The sequence below is a fragment of the Streptomyces sp. NPDC050617 genome, from assembly GCF_040654795.1.
Classification (GTDB): Bacteria; Actinomycetota; Actinomycetes; order Streptomycetales; family Streptomycetaceae; genus Streptomyces.
In genome coordinates this window covers 29,705-51,774 of record NZ_JBFAIS010000032.1, presented here as the reverse complement: position 1 = coordinate 51,774, position 22,070 = coordinate 29,705, and the positions used below count along the sequence as shown (strand labels likewise).

Annotated in this window: 20 protein-coding genes and 1 riboswitch; of the genes, 15 read left to right on the top strand and 5 right to left on the bottom strand. The window is 73.4% G+C overall.

The window, feature by feature from the left end; translation table 11 throughout:
• The first annotated feature begins 57 nt into the window (after window positions 1-57).
• Window positions 58-1,122 carry an anthranilate phosphoribosyltransferase gene (gene trpD, locus AB0I49_RS32275; protein WP_363230701.1) on the top strand — a complete coding sequence of 355 codons (1,065 nt, stop codon included), beginning with the start codon at window positions 58-60 and terminating at the stop codon, window positions 1,120-1,122.
• A 106-nt stretch (window positions 1,123-1,228) separates the two neighbouring features.
• Window positions 1,229-1,346, top strand: a riboswitch (SAM riboswitch).
• A gap of 223 nt (window positions 1,347-1,569) precedes the next feature.
• A complete protein-coding gene (locus AB0I49_RS32270) occupies window positions 1,570-2,988 on the top strand; it encodes an aminotransferase class V-fold PLP-dependent enzyme (protein ID WP_363230700.1) in 1,419 nt (472 codons plus the stop codon).
• A gap of 53 nt (window positions 2,989-3,041) precedes the next feature.
• Here AB0I49_RS32270 and AB0I49_RS32265 read toward each other — a convergent pair whose 3' ends face one another.
• Together AB0I49_RS32265 and AB0I49_RS32260 are read right to left on the bottom strand one after the other, a co-directional pair.
• Entirely contained in the window at window positions 3,042-3,323 is a 282-nt protein-coding gene (locus AB0I49_RS32265; RefSeq protein ID WP_363230699.1) for an Lrp/AsnC ligand binding domain-containing protein, read from the bottom strand.
• A gap of 38 nt (window positions 3,324-3,361) precedes the next feature.
• Window positions 3,362-4,108, bottom strand: a complete 747-nt coding sequence (locus tag AB0I49_RS32260) for a rhomboid family intramembrane serine protease (protein ID WP_363230698.1) — start codon at window positions 4,106-4,108, stop codon at window positions 3,362-3,364.
• Between the two features lie 160 nt (window positions 4,109-4,268).
• Between AB0I49_RS32260 and AB0I49_RS32255 the strand changes: the two genes are divergently transcribed.
• From AB0I49_RS32255 to AB0I49_RS32230, 6 genes are all read left to right on the top strand, one after another.
• Window positions 4,269-4,508, top strand: a complete 240-nt coding sequence (locus AB0I49_RS32255; RefSeq protein WP_363230745.1) for a hypothetical protein — start codon at window positions 4,269-4,271, stop codon at window positions 4,506-4,508.
• 17 nt (window positions 4,509-4,525) lie between these two features.
• Entirely contained in the window at window positions 4,526-5,887 is a 1,362-nt protein-coding gene (locus AB0I49_RS32250; protein WP_363230697.1) for an NYN domain-containing protein, read from the top strand.
• 290 nt (window positions 5,888-6,177) lie between these two features.
• The gene (locus AB0I49_RS32245; RefSeq protein ID WP_363230744.1) at window positions 6,178-7,281 is read left to right on the top strand and encodes an NlpC/P60 family protein; all 1,104 of its coding nucleotides are present in this window, start codon (window positions 6,178-6,180) and stop codon (window positions 7,279-7,281) included.
• A gap of 422 nt (window positions 7,282-7,703) precedes the next feature.
• A complete protein-coding gene (locus tag AB0I49_RS32240) occupies window positions 7,704-8,747 on the top strand; it encodes an NlpC/P60 family protein (protein WP_363230696.1) in 1,044 nt (347 codons plus the stop codon).
• Between the two features lie 237 nt (window positions 8,748-8,984).
• Window positions 8,985-10,019 (top strand): NlpC/P60 family protein, encoded by a 1,035-nt coding sequence (locus AB0I49_RS32235; protein WP_363230695.1) that lies wholly within the window; start codon window positions 8,985-8,987, stop codon window positions 10,017-10,019.
• A gap of 25 nt (window positions 10,020-10,044) precedes the next feature.
• Window positions 10,045-11,283, top strand: coding sequence for a hypothetical protein (locus AB0I49_RS32230; protein ID WP_363230694.1), 1,239 nt, complete (start codon window positions 10,045-10,047; stop codon window positions 11,281-11,283).
• 7 nt (window positions 11,284-11,290) lie between these two features.
• Here AB0I49_RS32230 and AB0I49_RS32225 read toward each other — a convergent pair whose 3' ends face one another.
• The gene (locus AB0I49_RS32225; protein ID WP_363230692.1) at window positions 11,291-12,523 is read right to left on the bottom strand and encodes a glycosyltransferase 87 family protein; all 1,233 of its coding nucleotides are present in this window, start codon (window positions 12,521-12,523) and stop codon (window positions 11,291-11,293) included.
• A gap of 116 nt (window positions 12,524-12,639) precedes the next feature.
• On the opposite strand from AB0I49_RS32225, the gene AB0I49_RS32220 reads away from it, so the two are divergent.
• Window positions 12,640-13,782 (top strand): glycosyltransferase family 4 protein, encoded by a 1,143-nt coding sequence (locus AB0I49_RS32220; RefSeq protein ID WP_363230691.1) that lies wholly within the window; start codon window positions 12,640-12,642, stop codon window positions 13,780-13,782.
• A gap of 191 nt (window positions 13,783-13,973) precedes the next feature.
• Here the strand turns inward: AB0I49_RS32220 and AB0I49_RS32215 are convergent, their stop codons facing one another.
• The gene (locus AB0I49_RS32215) at window positions 13,974-15,770 is read right to left on the bottom strand and encodes an AMP-dependent synthetase/ligase (RefSeq protein WP_363230690.1); all 1,797 of its coding nucleotides are present in this window, start codon (window positions 15,768-15,770) and stop codon (window positions 13,974-13,976) included.
• Window positions 15,771-16,044: 274 nt separating this feature from the next.
• Here AB0I49_RS32215 and AB0I49_RS32210 point away from each other — a divergent pair, with 274 nt between their 5' ends.
• The 6 genes from AB0I49_RS32210 (at window position 16,045) to AB0I49_RS32185 (ending at window position 21,291) form a co-directional block, all read left to right on the top strand.
• Complete coding sequence (locus tag AB0I49_RS32210; RefSeq protein WP_363230689.1) at window positions 16,045-16,806, top strand: metallophosphoesterase; 762 nt, start codon at window positions 16,045-16,047, stop codon at window positions 16,804-16,806.
• Between the two features lie 179 nt (window positions 16,807-16,985).
• On the top strand, window positions 16,986-17,453 hold the full coding sequence (locus AB0I49_RS32205; RefSeq protein ID WP_363230688.1) for an SRPBCC family protein: 468 nt from the start codon (window positions 16,986-16,988) through the stop codon (window positions 17,451-17,453).
• Between the two features lie 159 nt (window positions 17,454-17,612).
• Window positions 17,613-18,836 carry an ArsA-related P-loop ATPase gene (locus AB0I49_RS32200; RefSeq protein ID WP_363230687.1) on the top strand — a complete coding sequence of 408 codons (1,224 nt, stop codon included), beginning with the start codon at window positions 17,613-17,615 and terminating at the stop codon, window positions 18,834-18,836.
• A gap of 101 nt (window positions 18,837-18,937) precedes the next feature.
• Window positions 18,938-19,399, top strand: a complete 462-nt coding sequence (locus tag AB0I49_RS32195) for a DUF5304 domain-containing protein (protein ID WP_363230686.1) — start codon at window positions 18,938-18,940, stop codon at window positions 19,397-19,399.
• Between the two features lie 145 nt (window positions 19,400-19,544).
• Entirely contained in the window at window positions 19,545-20,486 is a 942-nt protein-coding gene (locus tag AB0I49_RS32190) for an ROK family glucokinase (protein WP_363230685.1), read from the top strand.
• A gap of 49 nt (window positions 20,487-20,535) precedes the next feature.
• On the top strand, window positions 20,536-21,291 hold the full coding sequence (locus tag AB0I49_RS32185; protein ID WP_363230684.1) for an endonuclease/exonuclease/phosphatase family protein: 756 nt from the start codon (window positions 20,536-20,538) through the stop codon (window positions 21,289-21,291).
• Window positions 21,292-21,365: 74 nt separating this feature from the next.
• On the opposite strand, the gene AB0I49_RS32180 is transcribed toward AB0I49_RS32185, so the two are convergent.
• Window positions 21,366-21,908, bottom strand: a complete 543-nt coding sequence (locus tag AB0I49_RS32180; protein WP_363230743.1) for a hypothetical protein — start codon at window positions 21,906-21,908, stop codon at window positions 21,366-21,368.
• Window positions 21,909-22,070 lie beyond the last annotated feature (162 nt).

The window sequence follows — 22,070 nt, the reverse complement described above, 5'->3', positions numbered from 1 at the left end:
CCGTACGTCTCGATAGTCTGGTCCGGCGAATCCAGACGACCACCAGGAGCGTGGACCATGAACGTTGCGACCCCGGCAGGCGGCGACAGCGCGACGGCCCGTACCTGGCCGGGCATCCTGGACGCGCTCCTGGACCACCGCGACCTCGGCGCCGACGACACCGCCTGGGCCATGGACCGCATCATGCGCGGCGAGGCCACCGACGCCCAGATCGCCGGTTTCGCGGTCGCGCTGCGCGCCAAGGGCGAGACCGTCGCCGAGATCTCCGGGCTCGTACGGGCCATGTACGACCACGCCAACCTCATCGAGGTGCCCGGCCCCAGCATCGACATCGTCGGCACCGGCGGCGACGGGGCCAAGACCGTCAACATCTCCACCATGTCCTCGATCGTGGTGGCCGGCACGGGGGCGAAGGTCGTCAAGCACGGCAACCGCGCCGCGTCGTCCGCCAGCGGCGCCTCCGACGTGCTGGAGAAGCTCGGCGTCAACCTGGACCTCCACCCGCGGCAGGTGGTGCGGGTCGCCGAGGAGGCGGGCATCACCTTCTGCTTCGCGGTGAAGTTCCACCCCTCGCTGCGCCATGTGGCCGCCGCCCGGCGGGAGCTGGGCATCCGGACGACGTTCAACGTGCTGGGCCCGCTGACCAACCCCGCGCGGGTCAAGGCCCAGGCCACCGGCGTCGCCGACGCCCGGATGGCGCCGATCCTCGCCGGGGTCCTCGCCGAGCGCGGCTCCAGCGCGCTGGTCTTCCGCGGCGACGACGGGCTGGACGAGCTGACCACGACCGCGACCTCGCGGGTGTGGATCGTGCGGGACGGGCGGGTCCGCGAGGAGGCGTTCGACCCGCGGGACGTCGGCATCGACCTGGTGCCGGTCTCGGCGCTGCGCGGCGCCGACGCCTCGTACAACGCGGACGTCGCCCGCCGGCTGCTGGCGGGGGAGACCGGGCCCGTACGGGACGCGGTGCTGCTCAACTCGGCGGCGGCGCTGGTGGCGCTGGAGCCGACGGACGAGCCGCTCGCCGCGCAGATCTCCGCGGGGATCGCGCGGGCCGCGGACGCCGTCGACTCGGGGGCGGCGCGGGACGCGTTGCAGCGGTGGGTCGTGGCGAGCAACGCCTGACGCCGATGGCGCGGGGCGCGGTGTGGTGCTTCGTGTGACGCAGGGCGCAGTCCACAGTGCGGACCGCGCCTTGCGCATCGAAGATCGTGTGGCAAGATGCTGCACAGGTCATGAGTGACAGCGACATAGGCCCCGGCCCGCTGTCCGGCAACCCTCCGTCCGTGGCGGGGTGCCCCGGGTGAAGACCAGGTCGTGGACAGCAAGGTCCTCGGCAAGCGCGGGCCCCTCGTCCAGGGGTCCTGGTCTTGAGGGAGCAGTCTCGTGAGCAAGCGAATGCGATAGGGCCGACGGCCCCTTTTCTGACGTCCCCTGAGGGTTCCTCAGGTCTTCTCAGATCTCTTCATGCCTCCGTATGCCGCGCGAGCCGCGCGTCGAGGCGTTCCGCACGCGTCCCCGAACCCGTGCGCCTTCGAAGACATTCCGCCTGCACCGCCGGGAGAGTTCAGCATGTCCGCACACGCCACCGCCGCCGTCACCGCCACCCCTTCGGAAGCCGTTGCCGCGGCGGCCGCCCAGCCGCTGCCGGTGCTCGGCCGGGACGTCAGCGTCCCGCTGGTCACCGGCGGCGAGGTCGTCTACGCGGCGCTCGACTACGCCGCCAGCGCCCCCGCCCTCCAGCGGGTCTGGGACGACGTGGCCGCGTACGCCCCCTACTACGGCAGCGTGCACCGCGGCGCGGGGTACCTCTCGCAGCTCTCCACCGACCTCTTCGAGAACAGCCGCGCCGACGTCGCGGAGTTCCTCGGCTGCCGCGCCGACGACCAGGTGATCTTCACCCGCTCCACCACCGACTCGCTCAACCTGCTGGCCGCGGCCCTCCCGCGCGGCACGCGCGTCTTCGTCTTCGAGACCGAGCACCACGCCTCGCTGCTGCCGTGGGAGCGGCGCGCGGCCTCCGCCTCCTCTGATGTCACCGTCAGCTACCTCGACGCGCCGCGCACCCCGGCGCAGGCCGTCGAGACGCTGGAGAAGGCGCTCGCCGACCGGGAGCCGTACGGGCCCGCGCTGGTCTGTGTGACGGGCGCGTCCAATGTGACGGGCGAGGTGTGGCCCGTACGGGAGCTGGCGGCCGCCGCCCACGCGCACGGCGCGCGGATCGTCCTCGACGCCGCGCAGCTCGCGCCGCACCACCCGGTGGACGTGGCGGCCTCGGACGTGGACTGGGTGGCGTTCTCCGGCCACAAGCTGTACGCGCCGTTCGGCTCGGGCGTGCTCGCCGGGCGCCGGGACTGGCTGCTGGCGGCGGAGCCGTACCTCGCGGGCGGCGGCGCGAGCCGCAGGGTCGAGCGGCGCGCGGACGGCGGCGTGGACGTCGAGTGGCACGAGACCGAGGCCCGGCACGAGGCCGGTTCGCCCAACGTGATCGGCGTCTACGCGATCGCCGCCGCCTGCAAGGCGCTGACCGAGGCCGGTTTCGACGCGCTCGTCGAGCGCGAGCAGCGGCTCCTGGCGCGGGTCCGCGAGGGGCTCGCCGCGATCCCCGAGGTGAAGGTGCTCTCGCTCTTCGGCGACGACGCCCCCCGGGTCGGCGTCCTCTCCTTCGTGGTGGAGGGCTGGAACAGCTCGCACTTCGCGGCGGCGCTCTCCGCCGAGTACGGCATCGGGGTGCGCGACGGCCTGTTCTGCGCGCACCCGCTGGTGCGGACGCTGCTGGGCGCGGAGAGCGACGAGGTCGGAGAGTGCGGCGCGCCCGAGGCCGCGCCAGGCGAGCGCTCACTGAACGCCATCCGCGTCAGCTTCGGCGCGGGCACCCCCGACGAGCACATCGACCGCTTCGTGGCGGCCGTACGCGAACTGGTCGCCTCCGGTGCCAAGTGGTCCTACCGGACCGAGGGCGGCCGCTGCGTGCCGGTGTCGGCGGCCTGAGGGGACGCCGGGCGCCGCCCGCGCGGGCCAGGATGCTCCCCGTCGGCCGGGCGCTACGCGTCCAGGCCGATCGCGAAGGCCGCCTCCAGGTCGTGCTGCGAGTACGTGCGGAAGGCGATGTGGGTCTCGGTGGAGGCCACGCCCGGGACCTTGCTGATGCGGCCGGGGATGACGTCCGCGAGGTCGTCGTGGCGGGCGACGCGGACCATCGCGATCAGGTCGTGGGCGCCGGTGACCGAATAGACCTCGCTGACGCCCTCCAGGGCGGCGATCTTCTCGGCGATCTCGGGGATCTGGTCCACGCTCGTCTTGATGAGCACGATCGACGTGATCAAAGGCTGGCTCCTCCTCGCGGGTCCGGGGGCCCGTGGCGTCAGCCGCTGGTGTCGGGGTCCCCGGGTGGGCGCGCCCCCTCGCTGGGCGGGGCCGCGCCTTTCACTCTAGCCGGACGCCGGTAGCGGGCCCACGCGTAGAGGAAGCCGAGCGCGAACCCCACCAGGTGCGCGAGATAGGCGACGCCCGGCTGGGAGCCCGCGGCGCCGGCGGCCAGCCACTGGAGCACGAACCAGAAGATGAGCACGGCCCAGGCGGGGAAGCGCAGCGGCAGGAAGAAGAGGAACGGAAAGAGACTCGTGACCCGCGCCGTGGGGAAGAGGCAGAGAAACGCGCCGAGCACCCCGGAGATCGCTCCGGACGCCCCGACCAGGGCCTGGGTGGAATCGGCGTGCGCGGTGGCGTAGCCGAGCAGCGCGAGATAGCCGGTCGCGACGTAGAAGACGGCGAAGTGCAGCCGGCCCATACGCTCCTCCGTCATCGCGCCGAAGACGAAGAGGAAGAGCATGTTGCCCAGCAGGTGCAGCCAGTTTCCGTGCACGAACAGCGCGGTGAGCGGGGTGAGCGGCTCCAGCGGGGCGCCGCGCCACAGATCGGCGGGGACGATGCCCCAGCGTTCGAAGTACGCCGTCTGAGCGGCGATCAGGTCGGCGTCCGCGCCGTACGAGCGGTTGAAGCCGGAGGCCGGGCCGATCAGGAAGATCAGGCAGCTCAGGCCGATGAGGGCGTAGGTCACCACGGGCCCCGCCGGGGTGCCGGACCTGCCGTCCGCCGCCTTCCTGATCATGCACGGATCATCTCGTACCGGGCGGAACCTGTACGGACCGCCTCGCCGGGGCGGCCGGGCGGCGCCAGGCCGTAGGGTTACGGAAAGCACTCCCGCAGTTCGACGGCGCACCGCGGTCCGTGAGAACAACCCGCGAGCAGACATGAGGACGGACGACACGATGGGCGTTCCCCAGCCGACAGCCGAGACTCGGTGGCGCTGCACCCTGTGCGGCAACCTCACCCGCTTCGACGTGACCCGTTCCACCAAGGCCGTCGACTACGTCCACCTCGACCTGGCCGGAGAGCCGACGGTCGAGGAGCACGAGGTCGTCAGTGAGACCATCGAGTCCGTGCGCTGCCGCTGGTGCAACGCGGTCGACCAGATCGAGCTGGTCGGCCGGCCAGGTGCGAGCGCCTGAGAACGGAGCGATGAGCGGTGGCCCAGCACACAGGCGACGAGGGCGCGGCCGGTGACGCCGACGGCGCCTTTGAGGTGCTCGACCGCCCCCTGCCGGAGGCGGTGCGGCGCCGGGTCGTGGCGCTCGTCGCGGACGCCTTCGGCGGGCTGACCGTCTCCGAACTCCCGCCGCAGCTGCGGCAGTACGCCCGGTTCACGCCGAACCGCCGGGCCAAGTTCGCGGGCAACGCGATGGCCGCGGCGATCGAGGCCGATGCCGTCTTCCGGCAGCGGATCGCGGCCCGGCTGCGCGAGGGTCAGCCGGAGCTGACCGAGGCGCTGGACAACGGGGCGCCGCCCGCCGCCGCCGACCCCGTGGACGTGGCCGCGGTGGCCTATGTGGTGCGGCCCGTGGGCTGGGCCAAGCTCGTCGCGGCGGCCGGCGAGGAGGCGCAGCGCGCCAACGCCGAGCGGGCGGGCGAGGAGGCGCAGCGGGAGCTGCGGCGGCTGCGCGAGGAACTGGCCGAGGCGCGCGGGGCGGCCCGCGCCGAGGTGGACCGGGTCCGCCAGGAGCTGGACGCGGCCCGCAAGGAGGCCGACGGCTATCAGCGCAAGCTGCGCAGCGCGGTGAGCGACGTGCGGCGCGGCGAGGCGTCGGCGCGGAAGGCCGAGGCGGCCCTGGAGGCGCTGCGGGCGTCGGCGGCGGCCGAGAAGACGGCGGCGGACAGCGAGGCGCGGCGGCTCAAGGCGCGGCTCGCCGAGGCCGAGTCGGCGCTGGAGGCGAGCCGGCGGGCGACCCGCGAGGGCCGCAGCGTCGAGGACATGCGGCTGCGGCTGCTGCTGGACACCGTGCTGGACGCCGCGCAGGGCCTGCGGCGCGAACTGGCGCTGCCGCCCGCGTCGGTGCACCCGGCGGACACGGTGGAGGCCGTGGAGCCGGGGAAGATGACGCCGAAGGACATCGCGACGCGCGCGCTCTCCGAGATGGATCCGGCGCTGCTCGACCAGTTGCTGGCGCTGCCCCAGGCGCATCTGGTGGTGGACGGCTACAACGTCACCAAGACCGGCTATCCGACGATGCCGCTGGACAAGCAGCGGCTGCGGCTGCTGGGCGGGCTGGCGGTGCTGGCGGCGCAGACGGGCGCGGAGATGACCTGCGTCTTCGACGGCGCCGAGCTGGTCGCCCCGGTGCTGCTCGCGCCGCCGCGCGGGGTGCGGGTGCTGTTCAGCAAGCCGGGTGTGACCGCGGACGAGCTGATCCGACAGCTCGTACGGGCCGAACCGCCGGGCCGGCCGGTCGTGGTGGTCTCCACCGACCGCGAGGTGGCCGACGGCGTGGCGAAGGCCGGGGCGCGGCCGGTGGCATCGGCCTTGCTGCTCAAGCGACTTGCGCGCACCTGACCGCTTCGATCCGAACGGCCGCCCGGCTTTCGGTGTCCGAGTGTCAGTGTTTCGCTACCGTGTGTGCATCGTTGGTAAAGGATGCGCTCCGGGGGCGGATTTTGCCTATGAGGATTTGAACGGATCACAAGAAGATCACTAGGGTCAGGCCTCGAACCTTCGCGCGGTCGATCATCCATCCGGGATGTCCGTGAAGGTCCCGCCGAGTCCGCGTAGTTCACGCGGAGCCGGGGTGCATCCTCCCCCCACCAGGCCCGGTAGGCGGCTGGAGGATGAAGGAGCTCGCCTTCGTGGCGTCCCACCGCCGACCCAAGCAAGCGAGCCGCACGCGGGTGACCGTGATCACCGCGACCGCCGCCGCAGCCGTCGCTCTCACGTCCCAGGCCGCGAACGCCGCACCGAAGCCGGACAAGAAGGAAGTCAAGGCGAAGGTCGACGCTCTCTACGAGCAGGCGGAGCAGGCCACCGAGAAGTTCAACGGGGCCAAGGAGAAGCAGGACAAGCTGGAGAAGCAGGTCAGCGCCCAGCAGGACAAGGTCGCGCGGGGCCAGGAGGAGCTGAACAAGCTCCGCGGGAGCCTCGGTTCGATGGCCACGGCCCAGTACCGTTCCGGCGGTATCGACCCGGCTGTGCAGCTGCTGCTGTCCTCGGACCCGGACTCGTACCTCGACAAGGCGTCCACTCTGGACCAGCTCTCCACCAAGCAGGCGGACGCGCTCAAGCAGATCCGCGAGAAGCAGCGGACGCTGAAGCAGGAGCGCGAGGAGGCGTCCGGCAAGCTCGCCGACCTCGCGGACACCCGCAAGGCGCTGGGGGAGAAGAAGAAGGAGGTCCAGGGCAAGCTGGCCGAGGCCCAGGAGCTTCTCAACACCCTGACCGCCAAGGAGAAGGAGGAGCTGCAGAAGGAGCAGAACACGGTCTCCTCCGGCTCGGATGACGGTGGTTCCAGCTCCGGCGGCTCCGGCGGCTCTGGTTCCGGTGGTTCCGGTTCCGGCGGCTCCAGCTCCGGCAGCAGCGCCGATCTCGGCCACGACGCCCCTGACTCGCAGCGCGCCGCCGCCGCGCTGGCCGCCGCGCAGACCAGGATCGGCTCCCCTTACGTGCCGGCGGCGACAGGCCCCAACTCCTTCGACTGCTCCGGGCTGGTCCAGTGGGCCTACAAGCAGGCCGGCGTCAGCCTCGACCGCACCTCCCAGGCCCAGGCCAACGACGGCCCGCACCTGACGAAGAGTCAGCTCAAGCCGGGCGACCTGGTGCTGTTCAACGGCGACCTGAGCCACATCGGGCTGTACGCGGGCAACGGTCAGGTGCTGCACGCGCCCTACCCCGGCACCAAGGTGCGCTACGAGCCGATGAGCAACATGCAATTCCAGTTCGGCGTCCGCATCGCCTGAGACCCCCTGCCGCGACGCCTGTTCGGGCGGACCGCGGCAGCGGCCGCCGATCGAGCGCCCCGCCGTTGACCCGTGTCTCCGGCGGGGCGCCGCGTGGGGCAGCGGTTGTGCCGTTCAAGTGACTTGCGTGCACCTGGCCGGTTTCCTTCGCACTGTCGTCTCATTGGTGACGCCTGAGTGTCAGCTAATCATCACCACGCGTGTTGTGTTGGTAAAAGATGTGCTCAGGAGGCAGATTTTGCCTATGAGGATTTGAACGGATCACAAGAAGGTCACTAGGGTCGGGCCTCGAACCTTCGCGCGGTCGATCATCCATCCGGGATGACGGTGAAGGTCCCGCCGAGTCCGTGCAGTTCACGCGGAGCCGGGGTGCATCCCCATCAGGCCCGGTAGGCGGTTGGAGGATGAAGGAGCTCGCCTTCGTGGCGTCCCACCGTCGACCCAAGCAAGCGAGCCGCACGCGGGTGACCGTACTCACCGCGACCGCCGCCGCAGCTGTCGCTCTCACGTCCCAGGCCGCGCACGCCGACCCCAAGCCGGACAAGAAGGAAGTCAAGGCGAAGGTCGACGCGCTCTACGAGCAGGCGGAGCAGGCCACCGAGAAGTTCAACGGGGCCAAGGAGAAGCAGGACAAGCTGGAGAAGCAGGTCAGCGCCCAGCAGGACAAGGTCGCGCGCGGTCAGGAGGAGCTGAACAAGCTCCGCGACAGCCTCGGTGCCATGGCCACGGCCCAGTACCGCTCCGGCGGCATCGACCCCGCCGTGCAGCTGCTGCTCTCCTCGGACCCGGACTCCTACCTCGACAAGGCGTCCACCCTCGACCAGCTCTCCACCAAGCAGGCCGACGCGCTCAAGCAGATCAGCGAGAAGCAGCGGACGCTCAAGCAGGAGCGCGAGGAGGCGAGCGGCAAGCTCGCCGACCTCGCGGAGACCCGCGAGACGCTGGGGGAGAAGAAGAAAGAGGTCCAGGGCAAGCTGTCCGACGCCCAGCATCTCCTCAACACCCTGACCGCCAAGGAGAAGGAGGAGCTGCAGAAGCAGGAGAACGAGGGCTCCTCCCACGCCGACCGGTCCGGCTCCGGCAGCCACGCGGACCTCGGCCACGACGTCCCCGAGTCGGGCCGCGCCGCCGCCGCGCTGAACGCCGCGAAGACCAAGATCGGCACCCCCTATGTGTGGGGCGCCACCGGGCCCAACTCCTTCGACTGCTCCGGGCTGACCTCGTGGGCGTACGCGCAGGCCAACGTCCACCTCGACCGCACCTCCCAGGCCCAGGCCAACGACGGCCAGCGCCTGACGCGGAGTCAGCTCAAGCCGGGCGACCTGGTGCTGTTCAACGGCGACCTGACCCACATCGGGCTGTACGCGGGCAACGGCCAGGTGCTGCACGCGCCCCACACCGGCGCCAACGTGCGGTACGAGTCGATGGACAACATGCAATTCCAGTTCGGCGTCCGCATCGGCTGAAACCCTCTGCCGCGCCGCCCGTTCGGGCGAATCGCGGCAGTAGCCGCTGACTGAGCGCCCCGCCGGTGACCTGCGTCTCCGGCGGGGTTTCGCGTTTGCCCCACGACCGGCCCACGGCGCGTTCCGTGGACCCCGGGTGATCGCGCGGCTACTGTCTGGCGCGCGGTTCCCCGGCATGTCGTACGCCCGTCCCCGGGCGGCAGGGGCCGCACGCAGCGGAAGGGAGTGCGGCTTCCAGTGGCGTCCCATCGCCGTCCCACGCAGTCCGGGCTCACTCAGGCCACCGTCGTCTCCGTGGCCGTCGCCACCGCCGCCGCGGCGCTGGCGGCGACCCCCGCCGGAGCCGAGCCGAGAGAGCACACCGCGAGCACCAAGACCGTCAAGGCCCAGGTGGACCGGCTCTACGAGCAGGCCGAACGGGCCACCGAGCGGTTCAACGCGGCAGGGGAGCGCAGCGGACGCCTCCGCGACCAGGTGGCGCGGATCCAGGACCGCGCGGCCCGCGGCCAGGAGCGCGTCAACCGCATGCGCACCGCGCTCGGGGCCATCGCCGGCGCCCAGTACCGCTCCGGCGGCATCGACCCGAGCGTCGCCCTGCTGCTCTCCTCCGACCCGGACGGCTATCTGGAGAAGGCCGCCGCCCTCGACCGCGTCACGGGCCGCCAGGCCGGGCAACTGCGGGCGCTCCAGGGGGCCCAGCGCGCCCTGGGGCAGGAGCGCGTCGAGGCGTCCCGGCTCCTCGCCGACCTGGAGGACAGCCGCAGGGCGGTCCGGGAGCACAAGCGGAACGTCGAGCGGAAGCTCGCCACCGCGCGCCGGCTGCTCAACTCGCTGACCGACGCCCAGCGCCGGGAGTACGACCGGGCCTCCCGCTCCGGCGCCCGCCCCACCACGCTGCCGGACCTCAAGGGCGGCGCCGCCGCGTCCGGGCGGGCCGCCGCCGCGGTCGCGGCCGTACGGGGCGCGCTGGGATCCCCGTACGTATGGGGCGCGTCCGGCCCCGGCTCCTTCGACTGCTCCGGCCTGATGCAGTGGGCGTACGGGCGGGCCGGGGTCTCGCTGCCGCGCACCTCGCAGGCGCAGCGCGACGCCGGACAGCACGTGCCGGTGAGCCAGGCGCGCCCCGGCGACCTCGTCGTGTACCGCGACGATGCCAGCCATGTGGGCATGTACGTCGGCAACGGGCAGGTGGTGCACGCCCCTTACCCCGGGGCGTCGGTCCGCTCCGATCCGGTCGGCATGATGCCCATCTCCTCGGTCACCCGGCCGTAGCCCCGGCCGCCCGTACGATCGGGGAGTGGCAGCTCAGAGGTGGCGGATCGGGCGGTGGGTGGTGCTCTGCGCGGCGGTGGCGGCGCTCGCGGCGCCGGGGCTCGCCGGATGCGGATCGGACGGGGACCCGGACACCGGCACGCGGGGCGTGCAGCGGATGCTGGACCGGCGGGCCGCGGCGGTGCGGGAGCGGGACGAGACCACGTACCTCGCGACCGTCGACCGGGACGCCACGGCGCTGCGGGCGCGGCAGCGCAAGGTGTTCGGCAACCTGTCCCAGGTGCCGCTGGCCTCCTGGGAGTACCGGGTGCGCGGCACGGGCGGCTTCACCCCCGCGGCGGGCGGCGGCAAGCGCCTCGCCGTACGGGCCGATCTGCGCTACCGGCTCGCCGGGTACGACACCGCGCCCGTCACCGTCGAGCGGAAGCTGACGCTGGCCGAGCGCGGCGGCCGGTGGTACGTGGCCGCGGAGGAGAGCGGCGGCAGCCAGCTCTGGGACCAGGGCCCGGTCACGGTCGTCCGGGGCGCGCACAGCCTGGTGATGGGCGTCGGCCAGGACCGCGCCGGGCTGCGGGCGCTCGCGGACGTCGCCGACCGGGCCGTGCCCGCCGTGGACGCGGCCTGGCGGGGCTCGTGGGCGCACCGGGTGGTGGTCGAACTGCCGGCCTCGCTGGAGCGGATGGCCGGACTGCTCAGCGCGTCCCCGGCGTCGTACAGCGGCATCGCGGCCGTCACCACTGGTGAGGCCGGCGGCGCGGGCGCGGCCCCCGCCGACCGGGTGATCGTCAACCCCGAGGCGTACGGCACCCTCGGCACGCTCGGCCGCCAGGTGGTGCTCACCCACGAGACCGCGCACGTCGCCACCCGCCCGTACACCTCGTCGGCCACGCCGCTGTGGCTGTCCGAGGGGTTCGCGGACTGGGCCGGGTACCGGGCCACCGACCGTACGGCCCGGCAGGCGGCGCCCGAGCTGGCCCGCGCCGTCGCGCGCGGCGAGGCGCCCGCGAAGCTGCCGGCCGACGCCGACTTCGGCTTCGCGGGCGAGCCCCAGCGGCTGGCCCGCGCGTACGAGGAGGGGTGGCTCGCCTGCCGCATGATCGCCGACAAGTGGGGCGAGGCGAAGCTCGTCGCGTTCTACCGCGAGGTGGGCGACGGCCGGCGGCGGGCGGGAGCGCTGGAGGCCGGGCTGCGCGACGTACTCGGCCTGGACGCCGCGGAGTTCACCGCGCGCTGGCGCGCGTACGTACAGGCCGAACTGGGCTGAGGGGGCGTCAGGAGGACAGCGTCGCGGGCACCCGCTCGTCGGGCCGGGCGGCCGTCGCCGCCGCCCGCGGCTCGGAGACCGTCTCCCGCCACAGCCGCACGCAGGCGATCACCGTCGCGGCCACCAGCAGGCCGTTGCGCAGAGCCAGCGGCACCACGCCCTGCCAGTCGCTGTGCGAGACGTGCCGGAACCAGACGGGGAATTCGAGCTGGGTGAGCGGGGCCGCGAGCAGCACCAGCAGGGCGGGCAGCCGCTGCCGGGTCGTACGGGTGGTCAGGCAGACGGCGGCGAGGCCGATCAGCCACACCAGGTACTGCGGGCTGATGACCCGGCTCGTGGTGGTGAACAGCAGCACGGCCGCGAAGGCCGCGTCGAACGGTGTGCGCACCGCGAACCGCCGCGCCCGCAGCCGCCACAGCAGCAGCCCGCAGCAGGCGGACACGGTCAGCGCCAGCGCGATCCGGCTGACCAGCGGCACGTACGGGCCGATGAACTCCACCGAGCCGTACGTGTACCGCACATGCCCGCCCCACCCGAAATGGCGCGCCGCATGGAAGACGAGGGCGCCCAGTGACTCGACCTCGGTGCCGCGGTCGCGCTGGGAGGTCAGGAAGGAGAGCGCGCCGGGCATCGCCGCCGCGGCGAGCAGGGTGGCCCCGAGCGCGGTCACCACGGCCGCGCCCCAGGTCGCGCGGGTGCGGGGGCCGCGCGGAACGCCGATGAGCAGCAGCACCGGCCAGACCTTCAGCAGCGCGCCGAAGCCGGCGAGGGCGCCCGCGGCGCGCGGCAGGCGCGCGGCGACGAGCAGCGCGGCCACGGCGACCGCCGTGACCATCAGGTCGTAGCGCGCGTACACGATCGGGCCGAGCAGCGGCAGCCCGGCGACCCACAGCCAGGCCCCCGCGCCGCTGCGGCCCGCGCGCAGCCCGGTGTACACCAGGGCCGCGCAGACCACGGCGTCCGTCAGGCAGGACAGCGCGAAGAACGCCGGGGCGTAGCCGAGGAACGGCAGCAGGCCGGGGGAGAGCACGGCCAGCGCGGCGGCCGGCGGGTACTGCCAGGTCACGTCGGCCACCGGGAACGTGCCGGTCCGCAGGACCTCGTACCAGCCCTGGTAGATGAACTGGACGTCGAGGGTGACGTCCGAGCCGGGCAGCGTCCACACCTTGCACAGGCCCAGCAGCAGCACGGTGCGGGTGAGGAGCCACGCGCCGCCGATGCCCGCAATCTTTAGTTTCATGCCATTCCTCCGCATTCGGCCAGAAAGGCATGATGCCGTCCGCGGCGGCCCGGGGCGCCGACGTGGCGGGGCGCGGCGCGGCTGCCGCCCGATCGCACCCGGTACTGTCACAGGCGATGGACAAGACCTTGATCGTCACCAACGACTTTCCGCCGCGCCCCGGCGGCATCCAGGCGTTTCTGCACAACATGGCGCTCCGGCTCGACCCCGAGCGGATCGTCGTCTACGCCTCCACCTGGAAGCGCGGCCAGGAGGGCGCCGAGGCCACGGCGCGCTTCGACGCCGAGCAGCCGTTCCGCGTCGTGCGGGACCGTACGACCATGCTGCTGCCGACGCCGCGGGTGACGCGGCGGGCGGGCGGGCTGCTGCGCGAACACGGCTGCACGTCCGTGTGGTTCGGGGCCGCCGCGCCGCTCGGGCTGATGGCGCCCTCGCTCCGTGCGGCCGGCGCCAGGAAGCTGGTCGCCACCACCCACGGCCACGAGGCGGGCTGGGCGCAGCTGCCCGCGTCCCGGCAACTCCTGCGGCGCATCGGCGAAGGCACGGACACGATCACCTATCTGGGGGAGTACACGCGCTCGCGGATCGCCCCCGCGCTGTCCGCCGCCGCTGCCGCCCGCATGGTCCAACTGCCGCCCGGCGTGGACGAGAAGACCTTCCACCCCGGTTCCGGCGGCGACGAGGTACGGGCCCGGCTCGGGCTCACGGACCGCCCCGTCGTCGTCTGCGTCTCCCGGCTCGTACCGCGCAAGGGGCAGGACACGCTGATCCAGGCCATGCCGCGGATCCTGGCCGCGGTGCCGGACGCGGTGCTGCTGATCGTCGGGGACGGTCCGTACGGTCGGGACCTGCGCAGACTCGCCGCCGACACCGGGGTCGCGGACTCGGTCCGCTTCACCGGCCCGGTGCCGTGGGCCGCGCTTCCCGCGCACCACGGCGCGGGCGACGTCTTCGCGATGCCGTGCCGTACGCGGCGGGGCGGGCTCGATGTCGAAGGGCTCGGGATCGTGTATCTGGAGGCTTCGGCCACCGGACTGCCGGTTGTGGCCGGGGACTCCGGCGGGGCGCCGGACGCCGTGCTCGACGGGGAGACGGGGTTCGTGGTGCGGGGCGGGTCGCCGACCAGTGCGGCGGACCGTGTCATCGACCTGCTGCGCGACGCGGATCTGCGTCGCCGGATGGGGGAGCGGGGCCGGGCCTGGGTGGAGGAGCGGTGGCGCTGGGACCAATTGGCTGGCCGCCTCGCCCGCCTTCTCTGACCCGCGCCCTCAATCGCCGGGCGGGCTCGGTGTCCTCAAGCGCCGGACGGGCTGAATCCGTGTCCTCAAGCGCCGGACGGGCTTGATTTGGCCGGGCCGCGGGAGTTGTCGGACAGGCTCGTTCGAGCCTGTCCGGCGATTGAGGACGGCACATTCAGCCCGTCCGGCGATTGAGGACGAAGTCTGTGCGGCTACGCGGAGTAGAGGGATTCGATGTCGGCGGCGAATTCCTTGGCGACTACGCCTCGCTTGAGCTTCAGCGATGGCGTGACGTGGCCGGATTCCTCGGTGAACTGGGTCGGGAGCACCCGGAACTTGCGTACGGATTCCGCCTTGGAGACGGCGGCGTTCCCGTCGTCGACGGCCTTCTGCACCTCCGCCAGGAGTTCGGGATCGGAGGCGAGATCGGCGGGCGTCAGCCCGCCTCGGCGGCCGTGGTCCGCGAGCCAGCGCGGCAGGAACTCCTCGTCGAGGGTGATCAGCGCGCCCACGAAGGGGCGGCCGTCGCCGACCACCATGCATTCGGCGACCAGCGCGTGGGCGCGGATGCGGTCCTCCAGGACGGCGGGGGCGACGTTCTTGCCGCCCGCGGTCACGATGATCTCCTTCTTCCGGCCGGTGATCGACAGGTAGCCGTCCTCGTCGACGGTGCCCAGGTCCCCGGTGTGGAACCAGCCGTCGGCGAGCGCGTCGGCGGTCGCCGTCTCGTTGTTCCAGTAGCCGGTGAAGAGGTGTTCGCCGTGGAGCAGCACCTCGCCGTCGTCGGCGATGCGGACCACCGAGCCCGGCAGCGGCTGCCCGACCGTGCCGATCTTCTGCCGGTCCCAGGGGTTGAAGGCGGTGGCGGCGCAGGACTCGGTGAGCCCGTACCCCTCCAGGACGGCGAAGCCGATGCCGCGGTAGAAGTGGCCGAGCCGTTCGCCGAGCGGCGCGCCGCCGGAGATGGCGTGCGTGGCGCGGCCGCCGAGTACGGCCCGCAGTTTGCGGAAGACCAGCCGGTCGAAGATCTTGTGCTTGATCCGCAGCCCGAGGGAGGGGCCCTTCGGGGTGTCGAGGGCGCGGCTGTAGGCGACGGCCGTCTCGGCGGCCCGGTCGAAGATCCTGCCCTTCCCGTCGGCCTGCGCCTTGGCCCGCGCCCCGTTGTAGACCTTCTCGAAGACCCGCGGCACGCCCAGCACCAGCGTCGGCCGGAACGTCGCCAGCTCGTCGGTGAGGTGCTTGATGTCGCTGACGTGCCCCAGCTTGATCGGGGCCATCACCGCGGCCAGCTGCACCAGCCGGCCGAAGACGTGCGCGATCGGCAGGAACAGCAGGACCGCCGACTCGCCCGTCGTGAACAGCGGCTTCAGCCGCTCCACCACATTGCCGACCTCCGCGAAGAAGCTGCGGTGGGTCAGCACGCAGCCCTTGGGGCGGCCGGTGGTGCCCGAGGTGTAGACGATGGTGGCGGGGGAGTCGGCGACCGCGAGGGCGCTGCGCTGGTCGACGACGGCGTCGGACAGCCCCTCCCCGGCGCTGCGCAGCCGCCCGATGGCGTCCCGCTCGATCTGCCAGATGTCCTTGAGCTCCGGCAGCCGGTCCCGTACGGACTCCACGGCGGCCTCGTGCTCCGGGGACTCCACCAGGCAGGCGACGGCGCCGGAGTCGCCGAGGATCCACTGGATCTGCTCCGGCGAGCTGGTCTCGTACACGGGGACGGTGACCGCGCCCGCGCTCCAGACGGCGAAGTCCAGCAGCGTCCACTCGTACCGGGTGCGGGACATCAGGCCCACCCGGTCGCCCGGCCGCACCCCGGAGGCGATCAGCCCCTTCGCGGCGGAGCGGACCTCGGCGAGGAAGGCGGCGGCGCTCACGTCCTGCCAGCGGCCGTCGACCTTGCGGCCGATGACCGTCACCTCCGGGCGCTGCGCGGCGTTGCGGCGGATCAGGTCCGTCAGGTTGCCGTCCGCGGGGACCTCGTACAGGGCCGGAAGGCTGAACTCGCGCAAGACTGCTGCTCCTCGTCGGGCGCCGGCGCCGCTACGTCGTCGGGGGCGTCGCGCCGGCTGCGGTCCATGTCAGGCAGGGGATCGGACGGCCCGGACGTTACCCACCGGTATGGCCATGGGATAGGGGTGCCGCCCAGATGTTCGTTGCGTCACACGACGCGCCGCATGCCATGGGACTGGTCCTGGCAGACTAGTCCCTCCTTCCAGTGACCGGGAAGTAACCGCAGGTCGGGGACCTTCCGGAGGCGACGACATTCGGCCTAGGGTGATCCGTATGCGAGTCCATGTGGTCAGCGATGTGCACGGCAACAGCACGGATCTCGCCAGAGCGGGCGACGGCGCCGACGCCCTGGTCTGCCTGGGTGATCTCATCCTGTTCCTCGACTACGCCGACCACTCCCGCGGCATCTTCCCGGACCTCTTCGGCGCGGCCAACGCCGACCGGCTCGTCGAGCTGCGCACCGCCCGCCGCTTCGACGAGGCCCGTGAGCTCGGCCGCCGGCTCTGGGACGGCATCGACCGCGAGAGCGCCATCGAGACCGCCGTGCGCAAGCAGTACGCGGAGCTGTTCGCCGCACTCCCCACGCCCACCTACGCGACGTACGGCAATGTCGACATCCCCCGGCTCTGGCCGGAATTCGCGGGCCCCGGCACCACCGTGCTCGACGGCGAGCGCGTCGAGATCGGCGGCCGGGTCTTCGGCTTCGTCGGCGGCGGGCTGCCCTCGCCGATGCGCACCCCGTACGAGGTCGACGAGGACGTCTACGCCGCGAAGATCGCCGCCCTGGGCGAGGTGGACGTGCTCTGCTCGCACATCCCGCCCGAGGTCCCGGAGCTCTGCTACGACACCGTCGCGCGCCGCTTCGAGCGCGGCAGCTCGGCCCTCCTCGACGCCATCCGCGAGCTCCGCCCGGCGTACTCCGTCTTCGGCCACGTCCACCAGCCGCTCGCCCGCAGGATGCGCATCGGGGCGACAGAATGCGTCAATGTCGGTCACTTCGCGTCCACCGGCACCCCTTGGGCACTCCAGTGGTGAATCGGGGCACTCCTAGGGTGGAGGCACGGGCCCGCGGCGGTCGCCGGCGGTCCGGCCGGGCGGGCGCGGGGCGCCGGCCGTCACGCTGAGTCGAGGTGCGGTCTGCCGTTCGACCGGCGCGCGGTAGCCTTCACCGGCAGGCACACCAGGCGGCGGACCGGTACGGAGGAGCCACGGAGATGGCGGAACACACCAGCTCAAGCATCACGGTCGAGGCGGCCCCGAACGAGGTCATGGCGGTGATCGCCGACTTCGACCGCTACCCGGAGTGGACCGGGGAGGTCAAGGAGGCCGAGGTGCTGGCCAAGGACGACCAGGGCCGCGCCGCACAGGTCCGGCTCGTCCTCGACGCCGGCGCGATCAAGGACGACCACACCCTCGCCTACACCTGGAGCGACGCCGGGGACACGGTCAGCTGGTCGCTGGTCAAGTCCCAGATGCTGCGCCAGCTCGACGGCTCGTACAGCCTGGCCCCGGCCGCCGGCGGCAAGCACACCGAGGTGACGTACCAGCTCACCGTCGACGTCAAGATCCCCATGCTCGGGATGATCAAGCGCAAGGCCGAGAAGGTCGTCATCGACCGGGCGCTGGCCGGACTCAAGAAGCGCGTCGAGGGCGGCGCCGCCCCTGACGCGCCCGCGAAGTAGCGCCGCACCGCGCCCCCACCGGGCGACGCGTCGGCCCCGGTCTCCCCTCCCAGCAAGCCCCCCCGCATCAAGCCCCCCACCAAGCTCCCCCACATCACGGCGCCTCCCAGTAGCGGGCGCCGTCCCTCGAACCACGCTCCCCACCGCCGGAGGCTCCTCGTGCGTACGGTCCTCGTCACCGGAACCGGCGGGGCGGGCCGCACCACCGTCGCCGCCGCCACGGCGCTCGCCGCCGCCCGCGCGGGCCGCCGGACGCTGCTGCTCACCGCCGACCGCGGCCCCGTCCCCGACGCGGTGCTCGCCGCCGCCCTCCCCGCCGAATCGCCCGGGCCCGCCGAGCCGATACCCGCCGCCCCCGGCCTGTGGGCCGCCCGCATCGACGCCGACGCCCGCTTCCGCGGCCACGCCCAGGACCTCCAGGAGCGCGCCGCCTCCCTCTTCGACCTGCTCGGCGCGGCGCCCTTCGACGCCGAGGAGCTGACCGAGCCGCCCGGCGCCGAGGCCTTCGCGACGCTCGCCGCCCTGCGCTCCGCGCACGCCGACGGCGGCTGGGACCTGATCGTCGTCGACGCCCCGCCCGTACCGGAGACGGTCCGGCTGCTCGCGCTGCCCGAGCAGCTGCGCCGCTATCTGCGCCGCCTGCTGCCCACCGAACGGCAGGCCGCCCGCGCGCTGCGGCCCATGCTCGCCCAGCTCGTCGGCGTGCCGATGCCCGCCCAGAAGCTGTACGAGCACGCGGAGTACGCGGAGCATGAACTCGCCGCCGTACAGGGCGTCATCGAGTCGGCCGCGACGACCGTGCGCCTCGTCCTCGAACCCGGGGCGCACGCCGCCGACGCGCTGCGCGCCGCCCGCGCCGGCCTCGCCCTCCAGGGCTGCCGCGTCGACTCCGTCGTCGCCAACCGGCTGCTGCCGACCGGTTCCGCGGACCCCTTCCTCGCCGCCCTCTCCGGCCGCCAGCAGACCGCGCTCAAGGAGATCCACGAGGAGTACGCGAACGCCGCGACGGCCGTCCGTGAACTGCCCCACCTGGGTCGCGACATCCAGGGGCCGGACGACATGGCGGAGCTGGGCGGCTTCGAGGCGCTCGGCCTCGTCCCCGAAACCCGGCACGGCCGCGCCGCCGACCCGTGGACCGTCGAGGACCGGCTCGCCGACGACGGCGTGCTCGTCTGGCTGCTGCCGCTGCCCGGCGCCCGGCGCGAGGGCCTCGACCTGATACGGCGCGGCGACGAACTCATCGTCAGCGTCAGCCCCTTCCGCCGCGTCCTGCCCCTGCCCTCCGCGCTGCGCCGCTGCTCCGTCTCCGGCGCGGGGCTGCGGGACGGCGTGCTGCGGGTGCGGTTCACCCCCGACCCCGCGCTGTGGCCGAAGAGCTTCTGAGCACGGCCGCGACCCGTGGCGCGGCGCGGCGGCGCGGACCACCGCTGTGCGCCGTTCGGGTAACGTCGAGGGGAACAGCAGCCTCGTCGCAGGAGTCCGCCATGAGCGATGCCACCGAGCGCCCCGTCGACGACAGGGCGGAGCCCGACGCCTGGGAGAAGGCGTGCGCCGAGGACCTCGCCGCGGAGAAGGAGCGCCGCCGCCGGCAGTACGGGCCGCCCCCCGGCTCCGCCGCGGAGGAACTGCGCAAGCTCGTCGACGCCGTGGCGGACAAGGTGTCCGGCATCGAGCTGCCGCTCGCCGGGCTGGCCGCCCAAGGGGCCGTACGGCAGCTGATCACGCAGGCGAAGAACGCCGTGGAGCCGGTGATCGAGCGCAACCCCGAGGTCTTCGACCACCTGGCCGCGGCCGGCTCGGAGCTGCTCGCCGCCTACCGCTCCGCCGTCGAGAACCAGGAGCGGCGCTGGACCAGGGGCGCGGGCGGCGCGAGCGGCGAGGGCGGCTCGAAGGGCGAGGACGGCACCGGCGGCACGGGCGGCACGGAGCGCATCGACCTCGACTGAACGGGAGGCCGCTCGACGGGGGCCCGCTGAAGGCGAGGCCCGCCGAACGGTAGGCCCGCGTCCGCTCTTCCGGTCCGGACCGGACGCCGTCCCCCCTCCGGTAACGTGGGGCCCGGCGGGGTTCGACCGGAAAACTGAGGGACACATGGGACTCACCATCGGCGTCGACATCGGCGGCACGAAGATCGCGGCCGGCGTTGTCGACGAAGAAGGCTCGATCCTCGCGACGTGCAAGGTGCCGACCCCCGAGACCCCCGAGGGGGTCATCGACGCCATCGCGGAAGCGGTGCGCACGGTCAGCGCCGGGTACGACATCGAGGCCGTCGGCATCGGCGCCGCGGGCTATGTGGACGACAAGCGGGCCACGGTGCTGTTCGCCCCGAACATCAACTGGCGCCACGAGGCGCTCAAGGACAAGGTCGAGCAGCGGATCTCGCTGCCGGTCGTCGTCGAGAACGACGCCAACGCCGCGGCCTGGGGCGAGTACAAGTTCGGCGCGGGCAAGGGCCACGAGGACGTCATCTGCATCACGCTGGGCACCGGCCTCGGCGGCGGCGTCATCATCGGCAACAAGCTGCGCCGCGGCCGGTTCGGCGTCGCGGGCGAGTTCGGCCACATCCGCGTCGTGCCCGACGGGCTGCTGTGCGGCTGCGGCAGCCAGGGCTGCTGGGAGCAGTACGCCTCCGGCCGCGCCCTCGTCCGCTACGCGCACCAGCGCGCCAACGCCACCCCCGAGAACGCCGAGATCCTGCTCTCCCTCGGCGACGGCACCGTCGACGGCATCCAGGGCAAACACATCAGCGCCGCCGCCCGCCGCGGCGACCCCGTGGCCGTCGACTCCTTCCGCGAGCTCGCCCGCTGGGCCGGCGCCGGCCTCGCCGACCTGGCCTCGCTCTTCGACCCGTCCGCGTTCATCGTCGGCGGCGGCGTCTCGGACGAGGGCGACCTGGTCCTCGACCCGATCCGCAAGTCCTTCCGCCGCTGGCTGGTCGGCGGCCAGTGGCGGCCGCACGCCCAGGTGCTCGCAGCGCGGCTCGGCGGCGAGGCGGGGCTGGTGGGCGCCGCGGACCTGGCGCGCCAGGGCTGACAGCACGGCTTCCCTCCCGATGACGCCAACCACAGACAGGGGCGATGCGATGCTCGCGGACCTGCCCGCTTCCCGTACCGAACCCGACGGCTCGGCGCTGGTCCGCGTGCTGAGCTACAACATCCGCTCCATGCGCGACGACACCGACGCGCTGGCCCGCGTGATCAGGGCCTGCGCCCCCGACGTCGTCTGCGTCCAGGAGGCGCCGCGCTTCTTCCGCTGGCGCAAGGCCGCCGCCCGGCTCGCCCGCGCCGCCGGCCTGGTCTACGTCGGCGGCGGCGCCACCGCCTCCGGCCCGATGATCCTCTCCACGCTCCGGCCGCAGGTGGAGCACGCGCGCGACATCCTGCTGCCCCGCACGCCGGGCCTGCACCAGCGCGGCTTCGCCACCGCCGTGCTCCGCTTCGGCCGGGCCCGCCTCGGCGTCCTCAGCTGCCACCTGAGCATGAGCGACGAGGAGCGGTACGGGCAGGGGAAGCTGCTCCTCGACGAGCTGGCCGCCCTCGGCGTCCCGCACGCCGTGGCCGCCGGCGACCTCAACGACCGCCCCGACGGCCGCACCTTCGGCCTGCTGGCGGGCGCGTTGCACGACGGCTGGGCCGCCAAGCCCTGGGGCCGCGAGCACACCACCCGGCTCGGCGACCCGCTCCAGCGCATCGACGCGGTCTTCGCGACCGACGGCGTCGAGGTGCTCGGCTGCGGCGTCCCCATGGGGCTGCCGGGCGTCACCGAGAGCGATCTGCGGGCCGCCACGGACCACCTGCCCGTGCTGGCCGCGCTGCGGGTGCCGGCCGCGGAGTCCTGAACGTACGCCCGTAGGCGAAGAGCGCCCGCCCGGATCGGCTTCTGGGCGGGCGCTCGTACGCGACGGAGCCGGGCTCAGACGACCGCGCCGCGGCCCGGGTCGTCGTCCTCCTCGTCGTCGCCGTCCTTCATCCGTATGACCAGGGTGGCGAAGCCGCCGAGGAAGCCGCCCACGCCGAGGGTGGTGATCCACCAGGTCAGCTCCTGGCGGAGCAGGACCATGACGAGCAGCAGCAGCGGGCCGCCGAGGACTGCGAGCCAGGCGAACCGGGCCGTGACGTCCATGGACGGGAGCGGCGGCGGCTCGGGCGGCACGAAGTGGCCCTCGTCGGGGCCCTCCTCGGCCGGGGTGTGGTCGCGGGGGCCGACGCCGGGCGCGTACACGATGAAGCTGCCCGCGGACCGGCCGGGCCCGTCCGCTTTGTTCAGCGGATCGGGCCGGTCCGGCTGCTTCGGCTGGTCCTGCTCGGGCAGCGCGGGCTCCGGCGCCTCCTTGACCGGCCCCTTCCGCTCGTCGTCCGGCTCGTCGCCCCCGGTGGCCGGCCAGCGGCCGGTCTCCGGATCGGGCTGCTCGCCGTACGCGGCGACGAGCGCCGCCCAGACCGCGTCCTCGTCCAGCGGCTCGGGCGCGGGCTTCGGGGCGTCGGCAGCGGGGGCGGCGGGCGGCTCGCCGGGGGTCCCGGCGGGCGGCTCGTCCGCGCCCTTCGCGGGGCGGCCGTCGCCGCTCCCGCCGTCCGTACCGCTCAGCGGATCGCGCCCGTCCTCGCGATCCGCGTTTCG